Origin of the sequence: Flavobacterium glycines, from assembly GCF_900100165.1 — a bacterium.
GTDB lineage: Bacteria > Bacteroidota > Bacteroidia > Flavobacteriales > Flavobacteriaceae > Flavobacterium > Flavobacterium glycines.
This window is the reverse complement of record NZ_FNEO01000003.1, coordinates 143016-163433: the sequence shown is the minus strand read 5'-3', so window position 1 is coordinate 163433 and position 20418 is coordinate 143016. Positions and strand designations below refer to the sequence as shown.

14 protein-coding genes are annotated in these 20418 nt (G+C 33.7%); 5 read left to right on the top strand and 9 right to left on the bottom strand.

The window, feature by feature from the left end:
- Positions 1-63 precede the first annotated feature (63 nt).
- The 4 genes from BLR17_RS10455 to BLR17_RS10440 all read left to right on the top strand — a co-directional run bounded on the left by BLR17_RS10455 (position 64) and on the right by BLR17_RS10440 (position 4018).
- A complete protein-coding gene (locus BLR17_RS10455; protein ID WP_066323620.1) occupies positions 64-1062 on the top strand; it encodes a glycosyltransferase family 2 protein in 999 nt (332 codons plus the stop codon).
- 2 nt (positions 1063-1064) lie between these two features.
- Positions 1065-1649 carry a dephospho-CoA kinase gene (gene coaE, locus BLR17_RS10450; RefSeq protein ID WP_066323622.1) on the top strand — a complete coding sequence of 195 codons (585 nt, stop codon included), beginning with the start codon at positions 1065-1067 and terminating at the stop codon, positions 1647-1649.
- Positions 1650-1720: 71 nt separating this feature from the next.
- On the top strand, positions 1721-3304 hold the full coding sequence (locus tag BLR17_RS10445) for a sensor histidine kinase (RefSeq protein WP_066323625.1): 1584 nt from the start codon (positions 1721-1723) through the stop codon (positions 3302-3304).
- Positions 3305-3307: 3 nt separating this feature from the next.
- The gene (locus BLR17_RS10440; RefSeq protein ID WP_026715022.1) at positions 3308-4018 is read left to right on the top strand and encodes a response regulator transcription factor; all 711 of its coding nucleotides are present in this window, start codon (positions 3308-3310) and stop codon (positions 4016-4018) included.
- Positions 4019-4082: 64 nt separating this feature from the next.
- Here the strand turns inward: BLR17_RS10440 and BLR17_RS10435 are convergent, their stop codons facing one another.
- The 8 genes from BLR17_RS10435 to BLR17_RS10400 all read right to left on the bottom strand — a co-directional run bounded on the left by BLR17_RS10435 (position 4083) and on the right by BLR17_RS10400 (position 17766).
- Positions 4083-6488 (bottom strand): alpha-ketoacid dehydrogenase subunit alpha/beta, encoded by a 2406-nt coding sequence (locus tag BLR17_RS10435; RefSeq protein WP_066323628.1) that lies wholly within the window; start codon positions 6486-6488, stop codon positions 4083-4085.
- Between the two features lie 186 nt (positions 6489-6674).
- On the bottom strand, positions 6675-9506 hold the full coding sequence (locus BLR17_RS10430; protein WP_307725425.1) for a gluzincin family metallopeptidase: 2832 nt from the start codon (positions 9504-9506) through the stop codon (positions 6675-6677).
- A 93-nt stretch (positions 9507-9599) separates the two neighbouring features.
- Entirely contained in the window at positions 9600-10328 is a 729-nt protein-coding gene (locus BLR17_RS10425) for an LOG family protein (RefSeq protein ID WP_066323638.1), read from the bottom strand.
- A 288-nt stretch (positions 10329-10616) separates the two neighbouring features.
- Entirely contained in the window at positions 10617-11504 is an 888-nt protein-coding gene (locus tag BLR17_RS10420; protein WP_066323640.1) for an alpha/beta hydrolase, read from the bottom strand.
- A 138-nt stretch (positions 11505-11642) separates the two neighbouring features.
- A complete protein-coding gene (gene uvrA, locus BLR17_RS10415; protein ID WP_066323643.1) occupies positions 11643-14474 on the bottom strand; it encodes an excinuclease ABC subunit UvrA in 2832 nt (943 codons plus the stop codon).
- A 209-nt stretch (positions 14475-14683) separates the two neighbouring features.
- The gene (locus BLR17_RS10410; protein ID WP_066323649.1) at positions 14684-16468 is read right to left on the bottom strand and encodes a chloride channel protein; all 1785 of its coding nucleotides are present in this window, start codon (positions 16466-16468) and stop codon (positions 14684-14686) included.
- Positions 16469-16505: 37 nt separating this feature from the next.
- The gene (locus BLR17_RS10405; RefSeq protein WP_066323651.1) at positions 16506-17180 is read right to left on the bottom strand and encodes a DNA alkylation repair protein; all 675 of its coding nucleotides are present in this window, start codon (positions 17178-17180) and stop codon (positions 16506-16508) included.
- A 1-nt stretch (position 17181) separates the two neighbouring features.
- Entirely contained in the window at positions 17182-17766 is a 585-nt protein-coding gene (locus BLR17_RS10400; protein WP_066323652.1) for an acyl carrier protein phosphodiesterase, read from the bottom strand.
- Between the two features lie 225 nt (positions 17767-17991).
- Between BLR17_RS10400 and glmM the strand changes: the two genes are divergently transcribed.
- A complete protein-coding gene (gene glmM / locus BLR17_RS10395; protein WP_066323654.1) occupies positions 17992-19386 on the top strand; it encodes a phosphoglucosamine mutase in 1395 nt (464 codons plus the stop codon).
- Positions 19387-19725: 339 nt separating this feature from the next.
- Here glmM and BLR17_RS10390 read toward each other — a convergent pair whose 3' ends face one another.
- Positions 19726-20274: an REP-associated tyrosine transposase gene (locus BLR17_RS10390; RefSeq protein WP_066323661.1), complete on the bottom strand. Its 549-nt coding sequence runs from the start codon at positions 20272-20274 to the stop codon at positions 19726-19728.
- Positions 20275-20418: the final 144 nt, after the last annotated feature.

Below are 20418 nucleotides of genomic sequence, written 5' to 3'. Positions count from 1 at the left end.
TTAAAGGTTATCTTTGTTAAAATATTACATTTATATTGTATAATTAATACCGCTTTTAAGAATATGTATTTTTCTTTGATTATTCCCGTGTATAATCGTCCGGACGAAGTCGATGAACTTTTGGAAAGTTTGTCAAAATCAGATTATAAAGAAGATTTTGAAGTTGTGATTGTAGAAGATGGTTCTACAGTTAGATGCGAAGATGTTGTCAATCAATATGTAAGCAAATTAGCCATCTCCTATTATTTCAAAGAAAATTCAGGTCCCGGAGATTCCAGAAACTATGGAATGAGAAAAGCTAAAGGCGATTATTTCATCATATTTGATTCGGATTGTATTATTCCGTCTGAATATTTGACAGAAGTGGATAAGGCTTTAAAAGAAGATTATGTAGACTGTTTTGGTGGTCCTGATAAAGCATTGGACAGTTTTTCGGACATTCAAAAAGCAATAAATTTTGCTATGACTTCTTTCCTGACAACAGGAGGAATAAGAGGCGGTTCGGAAAAAATAGGAAAGTTTCAACCGCGAAGTTTTAATATGGGGATTTCTCGTAAAGCATTTGAAGCTTCTAATGGTTTTGGGAATATTCATCCCGGTGAAGATCCTGATTTGTCGATTCGATTATGGAATTTAGGTTTTGAAACCAGACTTTTTTCTAAAGCTTATGTGTATCATAAAAGGAGAATTGATTGGGATAAATTTTCGATTCAGGTAAATAAATTTGGTAAAGCCCGTCCTATTTTAAATAGTTGGTATCCACAGTATAATAAGTTAACTTTCTTTTTTCCTTCATTATTTATCATTGGATTAGCACTTTCTGTTGCTTTGTTGGTGTTTACTTACGATTTTTTAGCTAAATTGTATTGTGTTTATTTTTTTGTGATTTTTTTGGTTTCCAGTTTTCAAAATAAAAGTATTAAAATAGGTTATTTGTCGGTAACAGCAGTTTGGAAGCAGTTTTTAGGATACGGGATTGGATTTATGGAATCCTATTATAAAGTGATTCTTTTAAAACAAAAGCCTGAAGTAGCTTTTCCTAATATGTTTTTTAAAGTCTAATTATGCCTAAAATTATAGGTTTAACAGGTGGTATAGGGAGTGGTAAAACTACAATTGCTAATTATTTGGTTTCACTTGGATATCCTGTTTACATTGCTGATGATGCAGGGAGAAAAGTAATGCAGAAACAGGAAATTATTGATGCAATTAAAGAAAAGTTTGGTCTTGAAATTTTTGAGAATAATTTATTGAATAGAGCAAAACTTGCTAAAATTGTTTTTGATAATCCGGAACAATTAAAAAAGTTAAATGCCATTGTGCACCCTGCTGTTAAAGAGGATTTTAAAAATTGGTTAACACGGTATTTGGAATCGCCTTTGGTGTTTTATGAATCGGCTATTTTATTCGAAAGTGGAAGTTATAACGATTTTGATGTAATAATAACCGTAATAGCACCTTTGGAAAAGAGAATTGCAAGAGTTTTAGAAAGAGATAATAGTAAAAGAGAACAAGTTTTAAATCGGATTAATGCACAATGGACAGACGAGCAACGAATTTCTAAGAGTGATTTTGTTATAGAAAATTTAAATATTGATTTGGCTAAGCAAAAAATGGATGAATTTCTTAAAATTTTGCTGATTAGTTAATTGTTGTGCTAGATGTTAATGTTTGGTTAATGTATTATCAGACATAATGTTAAAATATTAATTTTGTTTTGATGAATAAATTGTTTTTTAGATTTCTTGTTCTTTTGATGAGTTTGTCCCTGATAGGGATAATACTTGTTCAGGTGTATTGGTTTAATACCTCTTTTAAAAATAATGATCAGCAGTTTGGTTATCATGTTACTCAGGTAATTGATAATGTTGCTGAAAAAATTGAAAAACAGGAGGCTTATAGTTTTTATGCTAAATACAATCGTTATAAGGACAGTACAGGAAAGGTACCCAGAAAAGATGATTTGTCTGAGTTTTATTATGTTCAAAAGAATCCAAAAACGAATAAGACAATAGTTTATTCAAATAGTATTATATCTGAAGATTATAATATTTCTTCAGCTTTGTTCAATAAAAAGTTCAGCAGTGAACGATTTAAAAATTTTAATTCAAAAAGAGTAACTGAGATTTACAATAATAATATAATTGACAAACCCAGCTTACAGCAAAGTTTAGTGCCGGATGTAAAAATTGAAAAATCAGGTAGTTTAGATATATTAGATAATGCTCAGTTTGAAATCTTTTTTAAGGATATAGCATCGGCGATGCCTTTGGAAGAAAGAATTTCTAAGGAAACGGTACAAAAATTAATTAAGAAAGAATTAGAAGTATATGGTGTTGATACCAAATTTGAATTTGGGATTTTTAGTAATGGAATAGAGACGAAAATAAAATCGGATGGTTTCCATTATATTAAGGATGCTAATTATTCTGTTCCAATATTGACAGACAATGAAGGGAATGAAAAGTATCGATTGTCAATTACTTTTCCGCACAAAAAGAGATTTCTTTTGTCAGAATTAGTAAGTATTACAATCTTATCCATAGTATTTACGTTAATTATTTTAATTGCTTATACCAGTGCCTTAAATCAGTTAATTCGTCAACGTCAGATATCGGAGATTAAGACGGATTTTATTAACAATATGACCCATGAGTTTAAAACACCTATCGCTACCATTAATTTAGCTTTAGATGCTATTAAGAACCCTAAGATTATAGAAGATAAGGAGAAGGTTCATAGGTATTTGCAGATGATTAGGGATGAGAATAAACGAATGCATGCTCAGGTTGAGAATGTATTGCGAATTTCTAAATTAGAGAAGAAAGAATTAGATATAGAAAAAGGTTCAAGTAATGTAGAAGAAGTGATTTACGATGCGATTGAACATGTAAATTTGATTTTGCAGGATAGAGGAGGAGTGATAAGAAATCATTTTGAAGCAGCAAGAACCACGGTTTTAATTAACGAAGTTCATTTTACTAACGTTATTGTAAATATTTTAGAAAATGCAATAAAATATTCGCCGGAAGAACCTCAGATTGACATTTATACTGAAAATATCAAAGATATGATTCTTATAAAGGTAAAGGATCAGGGGCTAGGGATGAGTAAGGTAGCTCAGAAGAGGGTTTTTGAGAAATTTTATCGCGAGCATACAGGAGATTTACATAATGTTAAAGGTCATGGTTTAGGTTTGGCTTATGTAAAAAGAATTGTTGAAGACCACAACGGTCAAGTTTATGTAGAAAGTGAAAAGGGAAAAGGAAGTACCTTCATTATAAAATTACCCCTAATAAATTAGAATATGGAAAGTATAAATAAAAAGATTCTCTTAGTAGAAGATGATTTGAATTTTGGAGCTGTTCTAAAAGATTATTTAATGCTAAATGATTTTGATGTTACTTTGGCAAAGAACGGAATGGAAGGTTTTGAAAAGTTTAAAAAAGATTCTTATGATTTATGTATTTTGGACGTAATGATGCCGTATAAAGACGGTTATACATTAGCCAAAGAAATAAGAGAGAAAAATGCCGAAGTGCCTATTATCTTTCTTACTGCAAAATCAATGAAAGAAGATGTTTTAAAAGGATATAAAGCCGGAGCAGATGATTATTTAAATAAGCCTTTTGATTCCGAAGTTCTATTGATGAAAATCAAAGCTATAATTCAAAGAAAAGCTTCGGATGTAAAAGCAGAACAGGTTCCTTTTGAGTTTACAATTGGTAAGTTTCATTTGAATTCAAAATTAAGATTCTTAAGTTTTGCCGGTGAAGAGCCTGTGAAACTTTCTCCAAAAGAGAATGAATTATTAAAAATGTTAATTCTTCATGAAAATGATTTGATGCCAAGAGAATTAGCTCTTACTAAAATTTGGAGAGATGACAATTATTTTACTTCCAGAAGTATGGATGTTTATATTGCCAAATTGCGTAAATATTTAAAACAAGACGAAGATGTTGAAATTTTAAATATTCATGGAGAAGGTTTCCGTTTGGTAATTAAAAATAAAGCTTAAAAATAAAAAAGTCCCGATGATTCGGGACTTTTTTTATATAATCACATTTTAAATGTGGCTGTTATTAGTACAGTTTTGGGTACTTTGTTGGGTTACTTTCAGAGATAATACTGTATACTTTTTCGTAAATATCTTCAATTGAAGGTTTAGAAAAATAATCACCGTCAGTTCCGTAAGCAGGTCTGTGCTCCTGAGCAGATAAAGTTTGAGGTTTACTGTCTAAATATTGGTAAGCATCCTGTTCCTCAATAATTTTTTGTAAAATATAAGCCGAAGCTCCTCCGGGAACGTCTTCGTCAATTACTAAAAGACGATTTGTTTTTTGAACACTTTTAGCGATATCGTGATTTTTATCAAAAGGTATTAAAGACTGGATATCAATAACTTCGCAATCAATACCTATTTCCAGTAATTCTTTAGCTGCCTGTTCCACTAATCTTAAAGTAGAACCATAAGAAACTAACGTAATATCGGTTCCGGTTTTGATGGTTTCTACAACTCCTATTGGAGTTTTGAATTCTCCGAAATTATTAGGAGCTTTTTCTTTTAAACGATAACCGTTTAAACATTCAATTACTAAGGCGGGTTCGTTACATTCTAAAAGTGAATTGTAAAAACCGGCCGCTTTTGTCATGTCTCTGGGAACTAAAACATTAATACCTCTAATGGCGTTGATAATCATTCCCATAGGAGAACCCGAGTGCCATATCCCTTCTAATCGATGCCCGCGGGTTCTGATGATTAGTGGTGCATTTTGTTTTCCTGCCGTTCTGTATAATAAGGATGCTAAATCGTCACTTAAAATTTGAATAGCATATAAGAGATAATCTAAATACTGAATTTCGGCAATGGGTCTTAATCCTCTTAAGGCAAGTCCTATTCCTTGTCCAATGATTGTTGCTTCACGAATACCGGTATCGGCTACACGAGTTTCTCCATATTTTTCCTGCATGCCTTCTAACCCTTGGTTTACATCACCAATATTTCCGGAGTCTTCACCAAAAATTAAAACCTCAGGATGTTTGGCAAATAAGGCATCAAAATTATCACGGATAATCATTCTGCCATCCGTATCTTTTCTGGTGCCTTCCGCATAGGTAGGTAATACTTCTTTAACAGAAAACACATTGTTTTTTGTTTCAGAATACAAATTATTGCTAAAAAGTGGTTGGTTCTTTTTGAAATAGTTTTGTATCCATGAGGATAATTCCGAACGAACAGCTTCGTTTGTCATTAAGCGCAAAGATTTTCTGGCCGTAACAAGAATTTCTTTTTTCAAAGGATCTTTAATTGCTTTAAGATTGTTTGAAAGTCTAAGAAGCTGATCTTTGTTTTTACTTGAAGGAGCAATTTTTTCTAATAAAGCAATAAGTTCGTTTTTTTCTTCAACAATAGGAGTAATAAAAGAAGTCCAGGATTCTTTTTTGGTTTCTAAAACTTCTTTTTTAATAGAATTTTCAATTTCATTAAGTTCCTCTGCAGATGCAATATTTATGGCAATCATCCACAGTCGCATTTGTCTTATACAGTCAAATTCTCTTTCCCAGTTTAGTCGCTCACTGCTTTTGTATCTTTCGTGTGAACCTGAACTTGAGTGTCCTTGAGGTTGAGTAAGTTGGGTAACATGCACTAAAACAGGAATGTGTTTTTCTCTCGCAATTTTGGATGCTCTTTCGTAAGCGGTTATTAAATCAGAGTAGTCCCAACCTTTTACGGTTATGATTTCTAAGCCGTTATTGTTTTTATCTCTTTGAAAACCAGATAAGATTTCAGAGATGTTTTCTTTTGTTGTTTGGTGTTTGGCGTGAACTGAAATTCCGTATTCATCATCCCAAATACTAATAACCATTGGTACTTGTAAGACACCGGCAGCGTTTATTGTTTCAAAAAACACACCTTCAGAGGTACTGGCGTTACCAATGGTTCCCCAGGCTACTTCATTACCGTTAATAGAAAAGTTTTCCTGATTAGGAATATTTATTTCACGATAAACTTTTGAAGCCTGAGCTAATCCTAAAAGCCTGGGCATTTGAGCTGCTGTTGGAGAAATATCTGAACTTGAGTTCTTTTGTTTTGTTAGGTTTTTCCAACTTCCGTCTTCATTTAAACTATGGGTAACAAAATGTCCTCCCATTTGTCTACCAGCCGACATCGGTTCTTGTTTGATGTCAGTATTGCCATATAATCCAGCAAAAAAATTAGCGGTTGTTAATTCGCCAATAGCCATCATAAAAGTTTGATCACGGTAATAACCTGAGCGAAAATCGCCGTTTTTGAAGAATTTAGCCATTGCAATTTGCGGCACTTCTTTTCCGTCTCCAAAAATTCCAAATTTTGCTTTACCAGTCAATACCTCCCGGCGGCCTAAAAGGCTGCACTCACGACTAGTTACGGCTATCTTATAATCATTCAATACTTCAGTTTTGAAATCTTCAAATGTCAATGTAGTATTGGTTTGTTCTTTTATCATAATTGAAAGATTATAATTCTTTGCCGCAAATTTACTTAAAAACCAAGTATTATCATAATCTATTAAAATAAAAACAGACTATAAATTGATGTTTTTGTTTAAAAAAAATATTGGTTTTTTAGTAAAAAAATAATTTTTCAGACAGATATTTGGTTTTTATTTAATGTGCTGTGTTAATTTATTTGTTTAGAACCATTTCCGATTGAATAAGTTTATAAGGATTTTAGGTGAAAATGTGATGACAAATCGTATTTTTTCATTGTATTTATTTTGACTTATTTCCCATCCATTAGATGAATAAACGGGAAAGTATAATTCAAAATAATCTGTAACTAAGTTTAGGCGAATTCCACTATCAAAAACAAATTTTGGATCCTGATATTTGTTTTTTACTAAACCCGCATCACCATAAATTTCTATCCAATTCCAGATATTATAGCCTGCATTGATTGTGCTTATCCATTGATTAGCATAAGCTGTGTTTAGTTTGGATTTAAAACCGCCTTCTGCCAGAATAAATTGCTGACTAAAAAAACCTGTACTTTCTGAACGACCATAAAAACCATAATCAAAGAAATAATCGGTAGGACGATCCAGCGCAAAGCTGAAGAAATCGGACTGGCTGTTGTTGTAAAGAAAGCTTCCAAGGTATACGCGAAAATTAACTTTATGATTACTTTCAAAGAGCTTTCGGTATTCCATTTCGGCAGCAAGTTTTCCAAAATTATTAGCAAATTGAATATCGCTGACGAAGCTAAAGTGTTTAGTGACTTCGGTTTTGGTATTGATGTATTTTGCATTAAAAACAGAATAATTTTCAGTTGAGTTATCGGTTATAATATCGCTTTTTTCACGATTAACCATTACCTGACGAAAATAGATCAATTGTTTTTTATTATCTCTAAAATCCTTTTCTCTAATTTGTAATAGGATATTAGGATTTAGTTTTGTGTAAGTTGCATCAGGAGCATAATGAAAATAAGAACCTGTAAAAGAGTATTTTATATTGTATAATCGGCTTTCACGGTAATTTTTGTTAATTGTAAATGTACCCGAACCCGAAAGTGTTTTGGCATTGGTAGAATAGGCAGGGTTTATGTTAAAGATAAACGGTTTATCCAAAATAGTTTTGTTATGCAGACGTATTCCTGGAGTTATTCCATCATATAAATTGTATTCTAGTGTAGGTACATATAAAAGCTGGTTGTAGAACGGATCTTCCAAATCCTTCATTAAAACAAATTTGACAGGACGGTTGTTTGGAAAAAAGGATTTTAACGATTTCCAATTGTTTCTTAAATTGTATTCAGGAACTTCGTTTTTATAATTCAATACAATTTTAGAAGCATTATTTCTGGAAAAACTATAAATACTGTCATTAGTTGTAGGCTCAATCCATTTTTTAAATACAATTTCGCCCTTGTTGGTGCCATAAACAGGAATCGGAACGTTAATTCCTGTTTTGTTTTTTAGTGAAAACTGAATGCTGTCTTTGGTTTTAGTAACCTTATTAAATTTATAATCGATAAGATCTCTGGAATAAATGATAGTTTTAAAAAACCAGTCAATGTTTTTTGAAGTTTGATTTTTTAATGTGTTTTCAAAATCAAATGCATTGGTTTGTTTTTTATTGTTTAGGGTGTAGAAGTTTCGAATACTTTGAGTAACAGCTTCATTTTCGAGATAACTATTTAGGAAACGTAAACTTAATCCGGCACGGTATTTACTTGCAATTTGTTCGTTAAATTTTATAAGGGTGTTTTTTGGTTCACCTAAGGCCTGGTCTAGATTTTTTCGAGCCATTAACATATAAAAATAGCTGTATTGTTCGTTGAAATCTAAGTTAGTAAGATTAAAGCTTTTTAATAATTTATAAGAAGCGGCACTTCCTAACATTTTTGTGTCCGGATAATTTTCTTCTATATATTTCATCATGATATAGACTTGAATTCCGTTGTGGACCCAGCTGTCTTTTCGGTTGTCTATGTACAGGCTATTGTTTAAAAAAACATTTAAATAGGTTTTTAAAAATTTGATTTCATAAGTAAACTCATCTGTGAAAGGTCTTATAAAAGAGGGTAATTGATTGAGTCCGTAGAAAGGATTTCTTTCGTAATCGGTTTGAGAAATTACAATTTTTTTAAAAGGATAATCGCCAATGAGTTTTTTTACAAATCGTACGACACAATCAATAGCTTGTGCTTGTGCAATTGGGGTAATTTTTTCGCCATCTAAATTGCTTAAAACCTCAAAACTATCATTTTTAAAACTGGTAAAATTGGATATTGGTTCGATAAAAAGACTAAAATCAACTCTGTTTTTTCCGTTTAATTTATAGATGATAAAGTCTTCATTATCAATTTCTTCAGTAGTGTCTAAATCTGTTGTGATTTCAAAGTTTTTACCCACCCTTAATTCGACATCAAAATCACTTACAGCATTAGCAATATCGTCTAAATTTTCATTACTGTATTTTGTGAAGCCATGATTTTCATAACGTGCAGGAGTTAAAAACCAGGATTTCAGATGCATATTGCCAAAATCATCATAACCATATTTGGTAAATTTATTGTTAGGGATTTTTGCGTCATAACTTAGTTGAAGGGCTATTTTTTTATTTGGAGCCAGTTTTTCGGGAAGATTTATAGTGATAATATCCGGGTTTTCTTTAGTTCTGTTCCAGGAGAAAAACAGATGCTCGTTATTGAAAACACTAATGTTTGACGTTTTTCCTCTTTCTGCATCTTTGGCTAAGTGAAATCCACGATAAAATTCGTCCGAGAAACGAAGTGCCAGAGGGGTTTGTACATTTGAATAGGCATTATTCCAATCATTCAAAACAATTACAGAAATGCTATCAGTAGAAGAGTTGAAGTATTCAATTTCTTGTTTAATATGTAAAACATGAGTTTCGGTATCAACATCTACAAAAAGCTGATTGTGATGCTGAGCCATAATAGTATTTATGGAAGCAACAAAAACAACTAATGATAGCAAGATTTTGAAAACAGTTTTCAATGGTAGCTGGGGTTTTAAATAGCATTTGAAGATACATTTTTTTTTACTTTACAGTAAAAGCTGAAATGAAAAAAGCTGTAGCGAAAACAGCTTTTAAAAGTTGGGTTTTAAAGTGTATTTTTTGTAGAAATTATCTAAAACTTCCACCACTTCGTCTTCGTTGTCAACAATTTTAAAAAGATTTAAATCTTCAGCATTGATGTTGTTTTCCTGTTCTAATAAGACTTTTTTTACCCAGTCAATTAAACCGCACCAATAACTGCTGCCCACCAGAATAATAGGGAAACGGGCAATTTTTTTGGTTTGGATTAAGGTAATGGCTTCAAACATTTCGTCTAAGGTTCCAAAGCCTCCCGGCATAACCACAAAACCTTGAGAGTATTTTACAAACATTACTTTTCTAACAAAGAAATAATCAAAATTAAGGTTTTTATCCGGATCAATATAAGGGTTGAAATGTTGTTCAAAAGGCAAATCAATGTTTAGACCTACCGAAGTGCCATTACCTAAATGAGCTCCTTTGTTTCCGGCTTCCATAATTCCGGGACCACCACCTGTGATGATTCCGTATCCTGCTTTACTTATTTTAAAAGCAATTTTTTCGGCTAATTGATAGTATTTATTATCAGCTTTAGTACGGGCTGATCCAAAAATAGAAACACATGGACCTATACGTCCCATGTTTTCAAATCCATTAACAAATTCCGACATGATTTTGAAAATAGCCCAACTGTCATTGGTGCGAATTTCATTCCATGTTTTTTGTTTCAATTTATCTTGGATGATTTTTTCTTCGTCATTATCAAAATCTTCTAATTTCATCTTTTAGGCTTTTATTTAATTATTACAGAACGAATAATTAAAGGTTAATAAATGTGAATTAAAAAAGATTAGTTTTTTAATTAACTTGGAGCGTCTTACACTAAATTAAGGCTTTTTGCTTACAAATACTACAGCTTAATGTCTTAAAATTTGCATAAAAAATTATGAGGAGCCTAAATTGTTGTTGGATAGTAATTTGTATAAAATAAAAAAGAGAAATCTGAAATGATTTCTCTATAATGATATTTGATTTTGTGGTTAAACTATAAAATTTGAGTATAATAAAAATTACTTTTTGTAAATATCTAAAAGCCAATTGGAAAAACTGTTTTTCCACATTTCAACGGAATGGCCTTCGTTATAGGCTAATCCAAAACCGTGATCTCCTTTAGAATAAATGTGTAATTCCGATTTGTCAACTTCGGCAACTACAGCAGATAAAAAGGGAAGCGCTCTTTTTAAAGTCCATTTTTTATCATCCCTTGCAATAGCCATAAAAAAGGGAGGTAAAGTTGATTTGTCTTTTATACTTTCAAGTAATTTTAATCTGTCTCCTGCATAAATTAGACCTGCAAAGGCTGGTTTCCAAGGCAAATTTTGACTAACACTTGTAAAAGTTAACCATTCCGATATAAATCCACCTGCTGAAAAACCAAGTACTCCTATTTTGTCTTTGTCAAATTTTAATTTATCTGCCAATCCAATCATCGTCATCACGCTTGCATTTACATCGTTTTTGAGTGCTTCAAAATAGACTGTCTCCATCGGAATTTTATATTTTCCTTTTTCATCTTTGGTATTAGTACGGTATTTTACAACCATACAAGTGATTCCTTGTTGCGAAAGCCAAAGTGCCAAATCGGTTCCTTCTTTGTCAACCCAGTTGGTAACAAAACCGCCTCCGGGAAAAATGATGGTTGCAATGTGTTTGTTGTTTGCTTCAGCAGCAGGAAAAAGCATATAAGTTGGTTCGGAAATATTAGAAAAAACACGATTTTTTTGTGATAATGAACCTGGTTTTACAAGTGAATCAACATAGGTTTCTTTTTGTTCATGTAGAATTGGATTGTCTTTGATTCCGTCAGGAAATAAAGGAATTTCTTTAGGGATTTGCGCAAATATTGAAAAGCATTGCAATAGAAAAAATAGGAACAGTGAGGATTTAAGTTTGTTCATGGTTAAAATAATTGTTTGGTTAATTGGTTTTGAATCAAATATATAAAAATATTTAGTAAAATATAATTTACAAAATGATAATAGTAACCAAAAACCAACCCGCCCTTCGGAACCCCTCCGGAAGAGGGGAATGGGGAATTAAATTAACTCTTTCTTTAAAAATTTAGCGGTATAACTTTTTTTGACATTTGCTACTTCTTCAGGAGTTCCTTTGGCAACAACCGTTCCGCCGCCTTTTCCTCCTTCAGGACCAATGTCGATGATGTAGTCGGCAAGTTTGATAACGTCAAGATTGTGTTCGATAATCAGGATGGTGTTGCCTTTATCGACTAATTTATTGATCACTTCCATTAATACACGAATGTCTTCAAAATGCAATCCTGTAGTAGGTTCGTCCAGAATATAAAAAGTATTTCCGGTATCTTTTTTAGACAATTCTCCTGCCAGTTTGATACGTTGGGCTTCACCACCGGAAAGCGTAGTGCTTTGTTGTCCCAGAGTGATGTATCCTAAACCAACATCTTGGATTGTTTTGATTTTGCGGTATATTTTTGGGATATTTTCAAAGAAAGGAACGGCTTCGTCCACAGTCATATCCAGTACATCTGAAATGGATTTTCCTTTATAGCGAATTTCTAAAGTTTCTCTGTTGAAACGTTTTCCCTGACAGGTTTCGCATTCTACATACACATCCGGTAAAAAGTTCATTTCAATTGTGCGAACTCCAGATCCCTGACAAGTTTCGCAACGACCTCCGGCTACGTTAAAACTAAATCGTCCGGCCTTGTAACCACGAATCATACTTTCCGGAGTTTTGGTAAACAAAGCTCTAATTTCGGTAAAAACTTCGGTGTAAGTTGCAGGATTCGAACGCGGAGTTCTTCCAATAGGACTTTGGTCTATATCAATCACTTTATCGATATGTTCTAATCCTTCAATTTCTTTATAAGGCTGTGGTTTTTTAACGCCATTAAAATAATAAGCATTCAGAATAGGGTAGAGTGTTTCGTTAATTAAAGTCGATTTTCCGCTACCTGAAACTCCCGTTACGCAAATCATTTTTCCTAAAGGTAATTCGATAGAAACATTCTTTAAATTATTTCCGGTAGCTCCTGTAAGTTTTAGCATTTTTCCATTTCCTTCACGACGCTTTGACGGAATATCAAACTTCATCTTTCCGTTAAGGTACTGTGCAGTAATAGTGTTGGATTTCAGGGTTTCTTTAGGTGTTCCAATGCTAATAATTTCGCCTCCAAATTTTCCCGCTTTGGGACCAATATCAATTACATAATCGGCGCGTTCAATCATGTCTTTGTCGTGTTCGACCACAATTACCGAGTTACCAATGTCACGCAATTGTTCCAAAGAATGAATCAGTTTTTCGTTGTCTCTTTGGTGTAAACCAATACTTGGTTCGTCTAAAATATAAAGTACGCCAACGAGTTGTGAACCAATTTGGGTTGCTAAACGGATGCGTTGTGCTTCACCACCTGAAAGCGATTTGGAGCTTCGGCTTAAAGCCAAATAATCCAAACCTACGTTCATCAAAAAGTCTAATCGATCCTTAATCTCTTTGATGACTTCAGAAGCGATAAGTAGTTGTTTATCGGATAAATGGGTGTTTAAATTATGAAACCATTTTGTTAAATCGGAGATATCCATATTGCACAATTCGGCAATATTTTTTTCGTCTATTTTAAAGAATAAGGCTTCTTTTTTTAGACGTGAACCTTCACAAACAGGACATTCTAATTCGTCCATAAAATCTTTTGCCCAACGTTTAATGGTTGTCGAACCGCTTTCGTCGTGTTGGTTTTTGATGAAATTTGCAATTCCTTCAAAGTCTATTTTGTAATCACGGGCAACACCCAAATCTTTAGAGTTGATGGTGAATTTTTCTTTACCACCATTCAGAATCATTTCCATCGCTGCCTCGGGAATACTTTCGATGGCATCGGTGATTTTAAAATTGTATTTCTGTCCGATGGTTTCCAATTGTTTGAAAATCCAGGAAGATTTGTATTCACCAAGGGGCGCAAAACCTCCCGCTTTTATCGATAGTTTTGGGTCTGGTATAATCTTTTTAACGTTAATTTCGTTTACCGTTCCTAATCCGTTGCAATGTTCACAGGCTCCTTTTGGAGAATTGAATGAAAATAAATTAGGTTCCGGATTTTGGTACGAAATTCCAGTTGAAGGACACATAAGGTTTCGGCTAAAATAACGAACCTCTTGACTGTCCTGATCTAAAATCATCAAAACATTTTCACCGTGATGCATGGCGGTATTGATGCTTTCGGAAAGGCGTTTTTGATTGTCTTCACTGTTATCAATAAGCATTCTGTCTACCACAATTTCAATATCGTGGGTTTTATAGCGATCCAGTTTCATTCCGGGAGTAATATCCAGAATATCACCGTTTACTCTTACTTTTAAGAATCCCTGCTTGGCAATTTGTTGAAACAATTCACCATAATGTCCTTTTCGGGCGCGAATTACCGGAGCTAAAATATTGATGCGCTTGTTAGCAAAATCAGTTACAATCAAATCTTTTATTTGCTCGTCTGAATATGAAATCATTTTTTCGCCGGTATTGTAACTGTAAGCATCGGCTCCACGAGCGTAAAGCAAACGCAGGAAATCATATATTTCAGTAATTGTCCCAACGGTAGAACGCGGACTTTTTGAAGTCGTTTTTTGCTCAATAGCAATAACAGGTGACAATCCATCTATTTTGTCCACATCAGGACGTTCCAGGCCGCCCAGAAATTGTCGGGCATAAGCCGAGAAAGTTTCTACATAACGGCGTTGTCCTTCGGCATAAATAGTATCAAAAGCTAGGGAAGATTTCCCGGAACCCGAAAGTCCGGTAATAACTACCATTTTTTCACGAGGAATGGAAATATCTATATTTTTGAGATTATGAACTCTGGCGCCTAAAACTTCAATAGTATTGTCTTTGTCTAACATAATTTTTACTGATTGCTTTTTTCATCACAATGACAGCAAAGTTACTATTTGTTTCGCAGAGATTTGCAAAGTTAACACAGAGTATCGCGGAGAATTTATGGCAAAAGAGTAATTTTATAAAAATTCACTAAGTTAACTCATACATTGACTGGCATTTTGAGAACTATTTTTTGTGTCTCTGTGCTAACTTTGCAAATCTCTGTGAAATTTTACTCTATCGTCATCGATTTTAGTTTACTTCTGTAAGCTTCCAGTGCTTCTGATTTTGAAATGAAACCATAGTATTTTTGATCCTTGATAACGGGTAAATAGGTTTTTCTCGTTTTTTCAAATTTGTCCATAACGATTTCCATGTTGTTGAATGGATATATGATATCAGCAGGATCTTTCATGATTTCTTTTATCAGCGTGTATTTAACTCTGTACTTGTTAAAAATAACTTCTCTGATTTCGTTAAAGTGTACCACGCCTAATAAATGTTTTTCTTTATCAACAACAGCAAATACGGTTTGGGTTGAATGTGAAATCAAATCGACTAATTTTTCTAAATTATCATCCGGAGAAAGAGTAAGATAATCAGTGTGAATAATCGAATTAGTGTTTAAAGTTGAAAGTACATTAGTGTCTTTGTTACTGGTAAAAGCATGTCCTTTTTGAACCAAACTTTTTACATCCATCGAATGTTTTTCGAAAGTTTTTGAAATCGCAAAACTGATGGAAGCTACAATCATAAGTGGAAGCATCAGGCTGTAACCGCCCGTAATTTCGGCAATAAGGAAAATGGCCGTTAGCGGTGCATGAAATAATCCACTTAAAATTCCCGCCATGCCTATCATTGTAAAATTACTGATAGGTAAATGAGTTAATCCTGTTAGATTGAACGCTTTTGCAAAAACATAACCCACGTAAGAACCCATGAAAAGAGAAGGAGCAAAATTACCTCCATTTCCTCCGGAACCCAAAGTAATGGATGTGGCAAAAACTTTCATCATCATTGTTGCAGCAACAAAAAGAAGAATGATCCATCTGTTGTTTTGAAAAGAGCTAAATAAGGTGTTTTCTAATAATTCCCCGGCATTGTTATCGGCAAGGGTTCGGATGCTTTCGTATCCTTCACCAAAAAGCGTTGGAAAAATAAATATCAGTACCGCTAATATGGAAGCACCTAAAAGCGCTTTTTTGTATGGATTTAATCTTAAATGAGAGAAAAAATGTTCGGTTCTTTGGAAGTTTCGAGTGTAATAAATCGAGATAAATCCGGTGACTACGCCCAGTAAAACATAAAACGGAATGTTATGGTAATCAAATTCTTTTTGTTGCTGTACTTTTAACAAAATGGTTTCGTCCAGCGTAATCACAGAAACCAAAGCTCCTGTTGCTGCGGCAATCATAATAGGAGTAAAGGCTGAAATACTTACATCGACCAATAAAAATTCGATAGCAAATAAGACTCCGGCAATGGGAGCATTAAAAGCAGCACCAATACCTGCAGCTACACCACAACCGATAAGTAAGGTTCTGTCTTTATAGTTTAGCTTGTAATTTTGTGCAAAATTAGAACCAAAAGCAGCACCTGTTATCACAATTGGACTTTCTAAACCTGCCGAACCCCCTAAGCCTACCGTTAAGGAACTGGTTACAATTTGGGCATACATTTGTTTACGCGGAATAATACTCGCTTTCTTGGCAACCGAATAGAGAATTTGCGAAGTTCCTTTTTCGATAGTTCCTCCTAATAATCGTTTGATAACGAATGCGGTCAATAAAAGTCCCGCAATGGGTAAGATACTGTTGATGAAACTTAGTTTTAGGATTTTATTGATATTGGTGGCAAAAACAAATACCCAGTGCGCAAAGGATTTTAAAACAATAACGGCAATGGCCGAACTAATGCCTACTAATACACTTGAAAGGAAAATAAATTGTTTTTCGGTTAACAAAGATTGCGCTAAACCAATTATACTTTCTAGTTTTGAAATATATTTTTTGAACATTATTGTGTTTTTTTGAAAGTGCTAAAATACTACAATTTTAAGCATCGGATACATTTTTAAGGGCTTCTTTTCGGCTTAAAGGCTTTAAGTTATTAACCAAAACAAATTGTTTTACGGCTTCAGAATTTGTTTTTGCATATTCGCGTAAAGCCCATCCGATGGCTTTTTGAATAAAAAATTCCTTAGACGATTGATGTTGAATACAAATGGTTTTTAGTAACTCAAAATTGGTTTTCTTTTTATAGTCCAGTTGAAATAAAATTGCACTTCTGTTGAGCCACATATTGTCTGAATTTGAAAATTTATCGATAGTTGTATCAATAGCATCAGGGAATTCAACTAGATATTGTCCCAGCATATATTTCGAAATGGTATCTACGCTATCCCACCAGGAATTTGTGGTGAGTAGTTTTTCTATGAGTAAAATATCTTCTTTTTTGTAATTACCTTTGAGTTCTTTGATTAGAATTTCTATGGCACAATAGTGTAATTCTCTTTGTTCTTTAGCGTATAATTCTAAAGCGATTGCTCTGGTATTTTTTGTAACTTCCGGTTTGTTTGCTTTCCAAATTTCTTTAAATCGTTGTCTTCTTTCGGTGGTTTTGATGCCAAAAAAAGATAAATGATTTTTCATGTATTTTGCCATTGCCAATGCGTTTTCTGCATTGTTGATTTCCTGAAAAGCATTTTCTAATTGGTTTATAAATGCCATTTTAAAGTGTATTTAATTTGGATGAGCAATAGGCTTTTATGTCTTCGAAAAAACTGCTGAATTCCTGTTCAAATTCTGAATAGTATTCTTTTAATTCTTCTGAAGCAAAACGCATATTCGAATTGTTGTCAGTTCGACGATCCATACGGCTTAAAATCTCATGGATTCCATCAATACTTTGATAGCTTGAAAGCCAATTTTGTTTTTCCATATACGGCAGTATTCCTTTGGCTCTTTCGCTGAGTAAATCATGGTGTTTGTGCATGGATTGGTAAAAACGACTAATATATTCTTCTAAATCTTCATCCGAATAATTAGTCCAGTTTTTTGCTAGGAAATGATCGTAGAAAATATCTACAATTACGCCAGCATAGTGGTGGTATCGTTCGTGTAAACGCTTGGTACTTTCTCTAAAAATTGGATGTGCATCGGTAAATGTATCAATTGCTCTGTGCAGCAAAATTCCTTTTTGAATTTCCGGATGGTAGTCTTCAAATTTTCTTCCACGGATACCATCGGCCATGAAATTGCCAATTTTTATAAATTCATTGTTCCCGGAAAGGTAGATGTGTGCTAGGAAATTCATCTTTTTTAAGTTGCTAAGGTTCTTAGAGACAAAGGAGCTGCGTTTGTTTTAGTAAATGTATTAAAACTTTTTTGAATCATCTGGATGTATAATTTAGCTTTAAATAAACTTAGCACTGAATATTATTTTAAAATCTTAGCTTCTCAGCATCTCAGTAACCCAACAACTTTTTTATATTTGTGTCCAACTTAATATCAATTTACTTAAAATTTTAAAAATAACAGAATGACATTAATAAAATCAATATCAGGAATTCGTGGAACTATTGGCGGAAAGGTAGGAGACAATCTTACTCCGGTTGATGCAGTGAAATTTGCTTCGGCTTATGGAACTTGGTTGAAAAATACCTATGGCAAGGATAATAAAAATCTAAAGGTTGTTGTAGGTCGTGATGCCCGAATTTCCGGACCAATGATTCATAATTTGGTAGTGAATACTTTAATAGGATTAGGTATTGATGTAATTGATTTGGGGCTTTCTACAACGCCTACCGTTGAAGTGGCAGTTCCGTTAGAAAGTGCCAATGGAGGAATTATTTTAACGGCTTCACACAATCCAAAACAATGGAATGCCTTGAAATTGTTAAACGATAAAGGGGAATTTTTAAACGGAGTTGAAGGAGAAAAGATTCTTCAAATTGCCGAAGCGGAAGCATTTGATTTCTCGGATGTGGATAGTTTAGGCGAAATTATTGAAAATGATGCCTACATGGATATTCATATTGATGAAGTATTGAATTTGCCTTTAGTAGATATTGAGGCCGTAAAAGCAGCCAAATTTAAAGTGGTTGTTGATGGAGTGAATTCATCAGGAGGCGTTATTATCCCTAAGTTACTGGAATTAATGGGAGTGGAAGTGGTAAAATTATATTGTGAGCCTAACGGACATTTCCCTCATAACCCGGAACCTTTAAAAGAACATCTTAAGGATATTTGCGAATTGGTAGTAGAAGAAAAAGCACATCTTGGTATTGTGGTTGATCCTGATGTAGACCGTTTGGCCTTCATTAGCGAAGACGGAGAAATGTTTGGTGAAGAATATACTTTGGTAGCCGTTGCTGATTATGTATTGAGCAAAACTCCGGGAAATACAGTTTCTAATATGTCTTCTTCCCGTGCTTTGCGCGATGTGACTAACGCTCATAACGGAAGCTATGAAGCCAGTGCAGTAGGAGAGGTGAATGTAGTGGAATTGATGAAAAAGAATAATGCTATCATTGGTGGTGAAGGAAACGGAGGGATTATTTATCCGGAGTCACACTATGGACGTGACAGCTTGGTAGGAGTGGCTTTGTTTTTGACGCATTTGGCTAACAAAAATATGAGTGTTTCGGCTTTGAGAGCTTCTTATCCGGAGTATTATATGAGCAAAAATAAAATCGAATTGACGCCTCAAATTGATGTGGATGCTATTTTGGTTGCTATGACTGAGAAATACAAAAACGAAGATATTACCACTATTGACGGAGTTAAAATAGACTTTGCTAAAGAATGGGTACATTTGAGAAAATCAAATACCGAACCGATTATTCGTATTTATACCGAAGCACCTTTGCAATCACAAGCGGATGCTTTGGCATTAAGAATTATTGATGAAATAAAAGCAATAGCAGGAATTTAATTGCTTTTTTTTAAGATAAAATCCCTTTCAAATTTGATTTTGAAAGGGATTTGTTTTTTATAAATAATTAATAATACTGATTTTCTATTTTGCTAGTGCGAGCGTCACGCTCGTACCCATCCTGAATTTTTTAATTTCTTTATGTCCACGAGCGTGACGCTCGCGGTAGCTGGAGAAAAATGGATTTTATGGTTTGAAATATCTTCATTATAATAGTTTGTTAATATGTACGTCGTCCCAAAATAGCAGGTAACGTCATTAGTTGATGATAGGAGGAGGAACAGGAAACATTTTATCAAACTCTTTCGCTAGCGCTAGCGTCCCGCTCGTGCCCACCATCTAATTCATATCAATTTCCAAAATGGTTTGGTTATTATTACCATAATTTCTAGCACTACTATATTTCCAATCTATAGGGTCAGTTACAAATCCTGTTTCAACAGGATTATTGTGAATATATTCTAACTTTTGCTCAAATACTTTCAATGACCAAATCTCGATTGGTTGATTATTTTGTTGCCAAAACTGTCTATTGGTAACATTACTATTCTTTTTTCCAGCTCTCTCAAACATCCAAAGCATCCATTCTTTTCTACTTTCTTGCGGATTATCTTCTATGAGTTTGAGCATTTTTTTTGAGGTAAATCCTTTAAAATCTCTTATCAATCCCGAAGGATCATTTAATGCGGAACGAAAGATTAAATGTACATGGCTCGGCATAATGCAATAACCATAGAGTTCCATTCCTTTATTCTTTCTGCAAAAATCTAACGACTCTATTATACACCAAAAATAATCATCTCTGGTAAACACATCTATCCAGTTTACGGTAGCAAAACTTATGAAATAAGCTCCTGATTTTTCTCCAAATTTATATTTTCGGCTCATTGTTTTTTTTAATAGATAAAAATCACTCGCTCCACTTTGTGGGCACGAGCGGGACGCTCGCGTTGGCCTGGGATTTTCTACTTTGCTAGTGCGAGCGTCCCGCTCGTACCCATATTGTGTCTCGTCCTAAAAAAAGTTTATATA

Coding starts and splice junctions, on each gene's coding strand:
- BLR17_RS10455 (WP_066323620.1), top strand. CDS start 64: ATGTATTTTTCTTTGATTATTCCCGTGTATAATCGTCCGGACGAAGTC.
- coaE (WP_066323622.1), top strand. CDS start 1,065: ATGCCTAAAATTATAGGTTTAACAGGTGGTATAGGGAGTGGTAAAACT.
- BLR17_RS10445 (WP_066323625.1), top strand. CDS start 1,721: ATGAATAAATTGTTTTTTAGATTTCTTGTTCTTTTGATGAGTTTGTCC.
- BLR17_RS10440 (WP_026715022.1), top strand. CDS start 3,308: ATGGAAAGTATAAATAAAAAGATTCTCTTAGTAGAAGATGATTTGAAT.
- BLR17_RS10435 (WP_066323628.1), bottom strand. CDS start 6,488: ATGATAAAAGAACAAACCAATACTACATTGACATTTGAAGATTTCAAA.
- BLR17_RS10425 (WP_066323638.1), bottom strand. CDS start 10,328: ATGAAATTAGAAGATTTTGATAATGACGAAGAAAAAATCATCCAAGAT.
- BLR17_RS10420 (WP_066323640.1), bottom strand. CDS start 11,504: ATGAACAAACTTAAATCCTCACTGTTCCTATTTTTTCTATTGCAATGC.
- uvrA (WP_066323643.1), bottom strand. CDS start 14,474: ATGTTAGACAAAGACAATACTATTGAAGTTTTAGGCGCCAGAGTTCAT.
- BLR17_RS10410 (WP_066323649.1), bottom strand. CDS start 16,468: ATGTTCAAAAAATATATTTCAAAACTAGAAAGTATAATTGGTTTAGCG.
- BLR17_RS10405 (WP_066323651.1), bottom strand. CDS start 17,180: ATGGCATTTATAAACCAATTAGAAAATGCTTTTCAGGAAATCAACAAT.
- BLR17_RS10400 (WP_066323652.1), bottom strand. CDS start 17,766: ATGAATTTCCTAGCACACATCTACCTTTCCGGGAACAATGAATTTATA.
- glmM (WP_066323654.1), top strand. CDS start 17,992: ATGACATTAATAAAATCAATATCAGGAATTCGTGGAACTATTGGCGGA.
- BLR17_RS10390 (WP_066323661.1), bottom strand. CDS start 20,274: ATGAGCCGAAAATATAAATTTGGAGAAAAATCAGGAGCTTATTTCATA.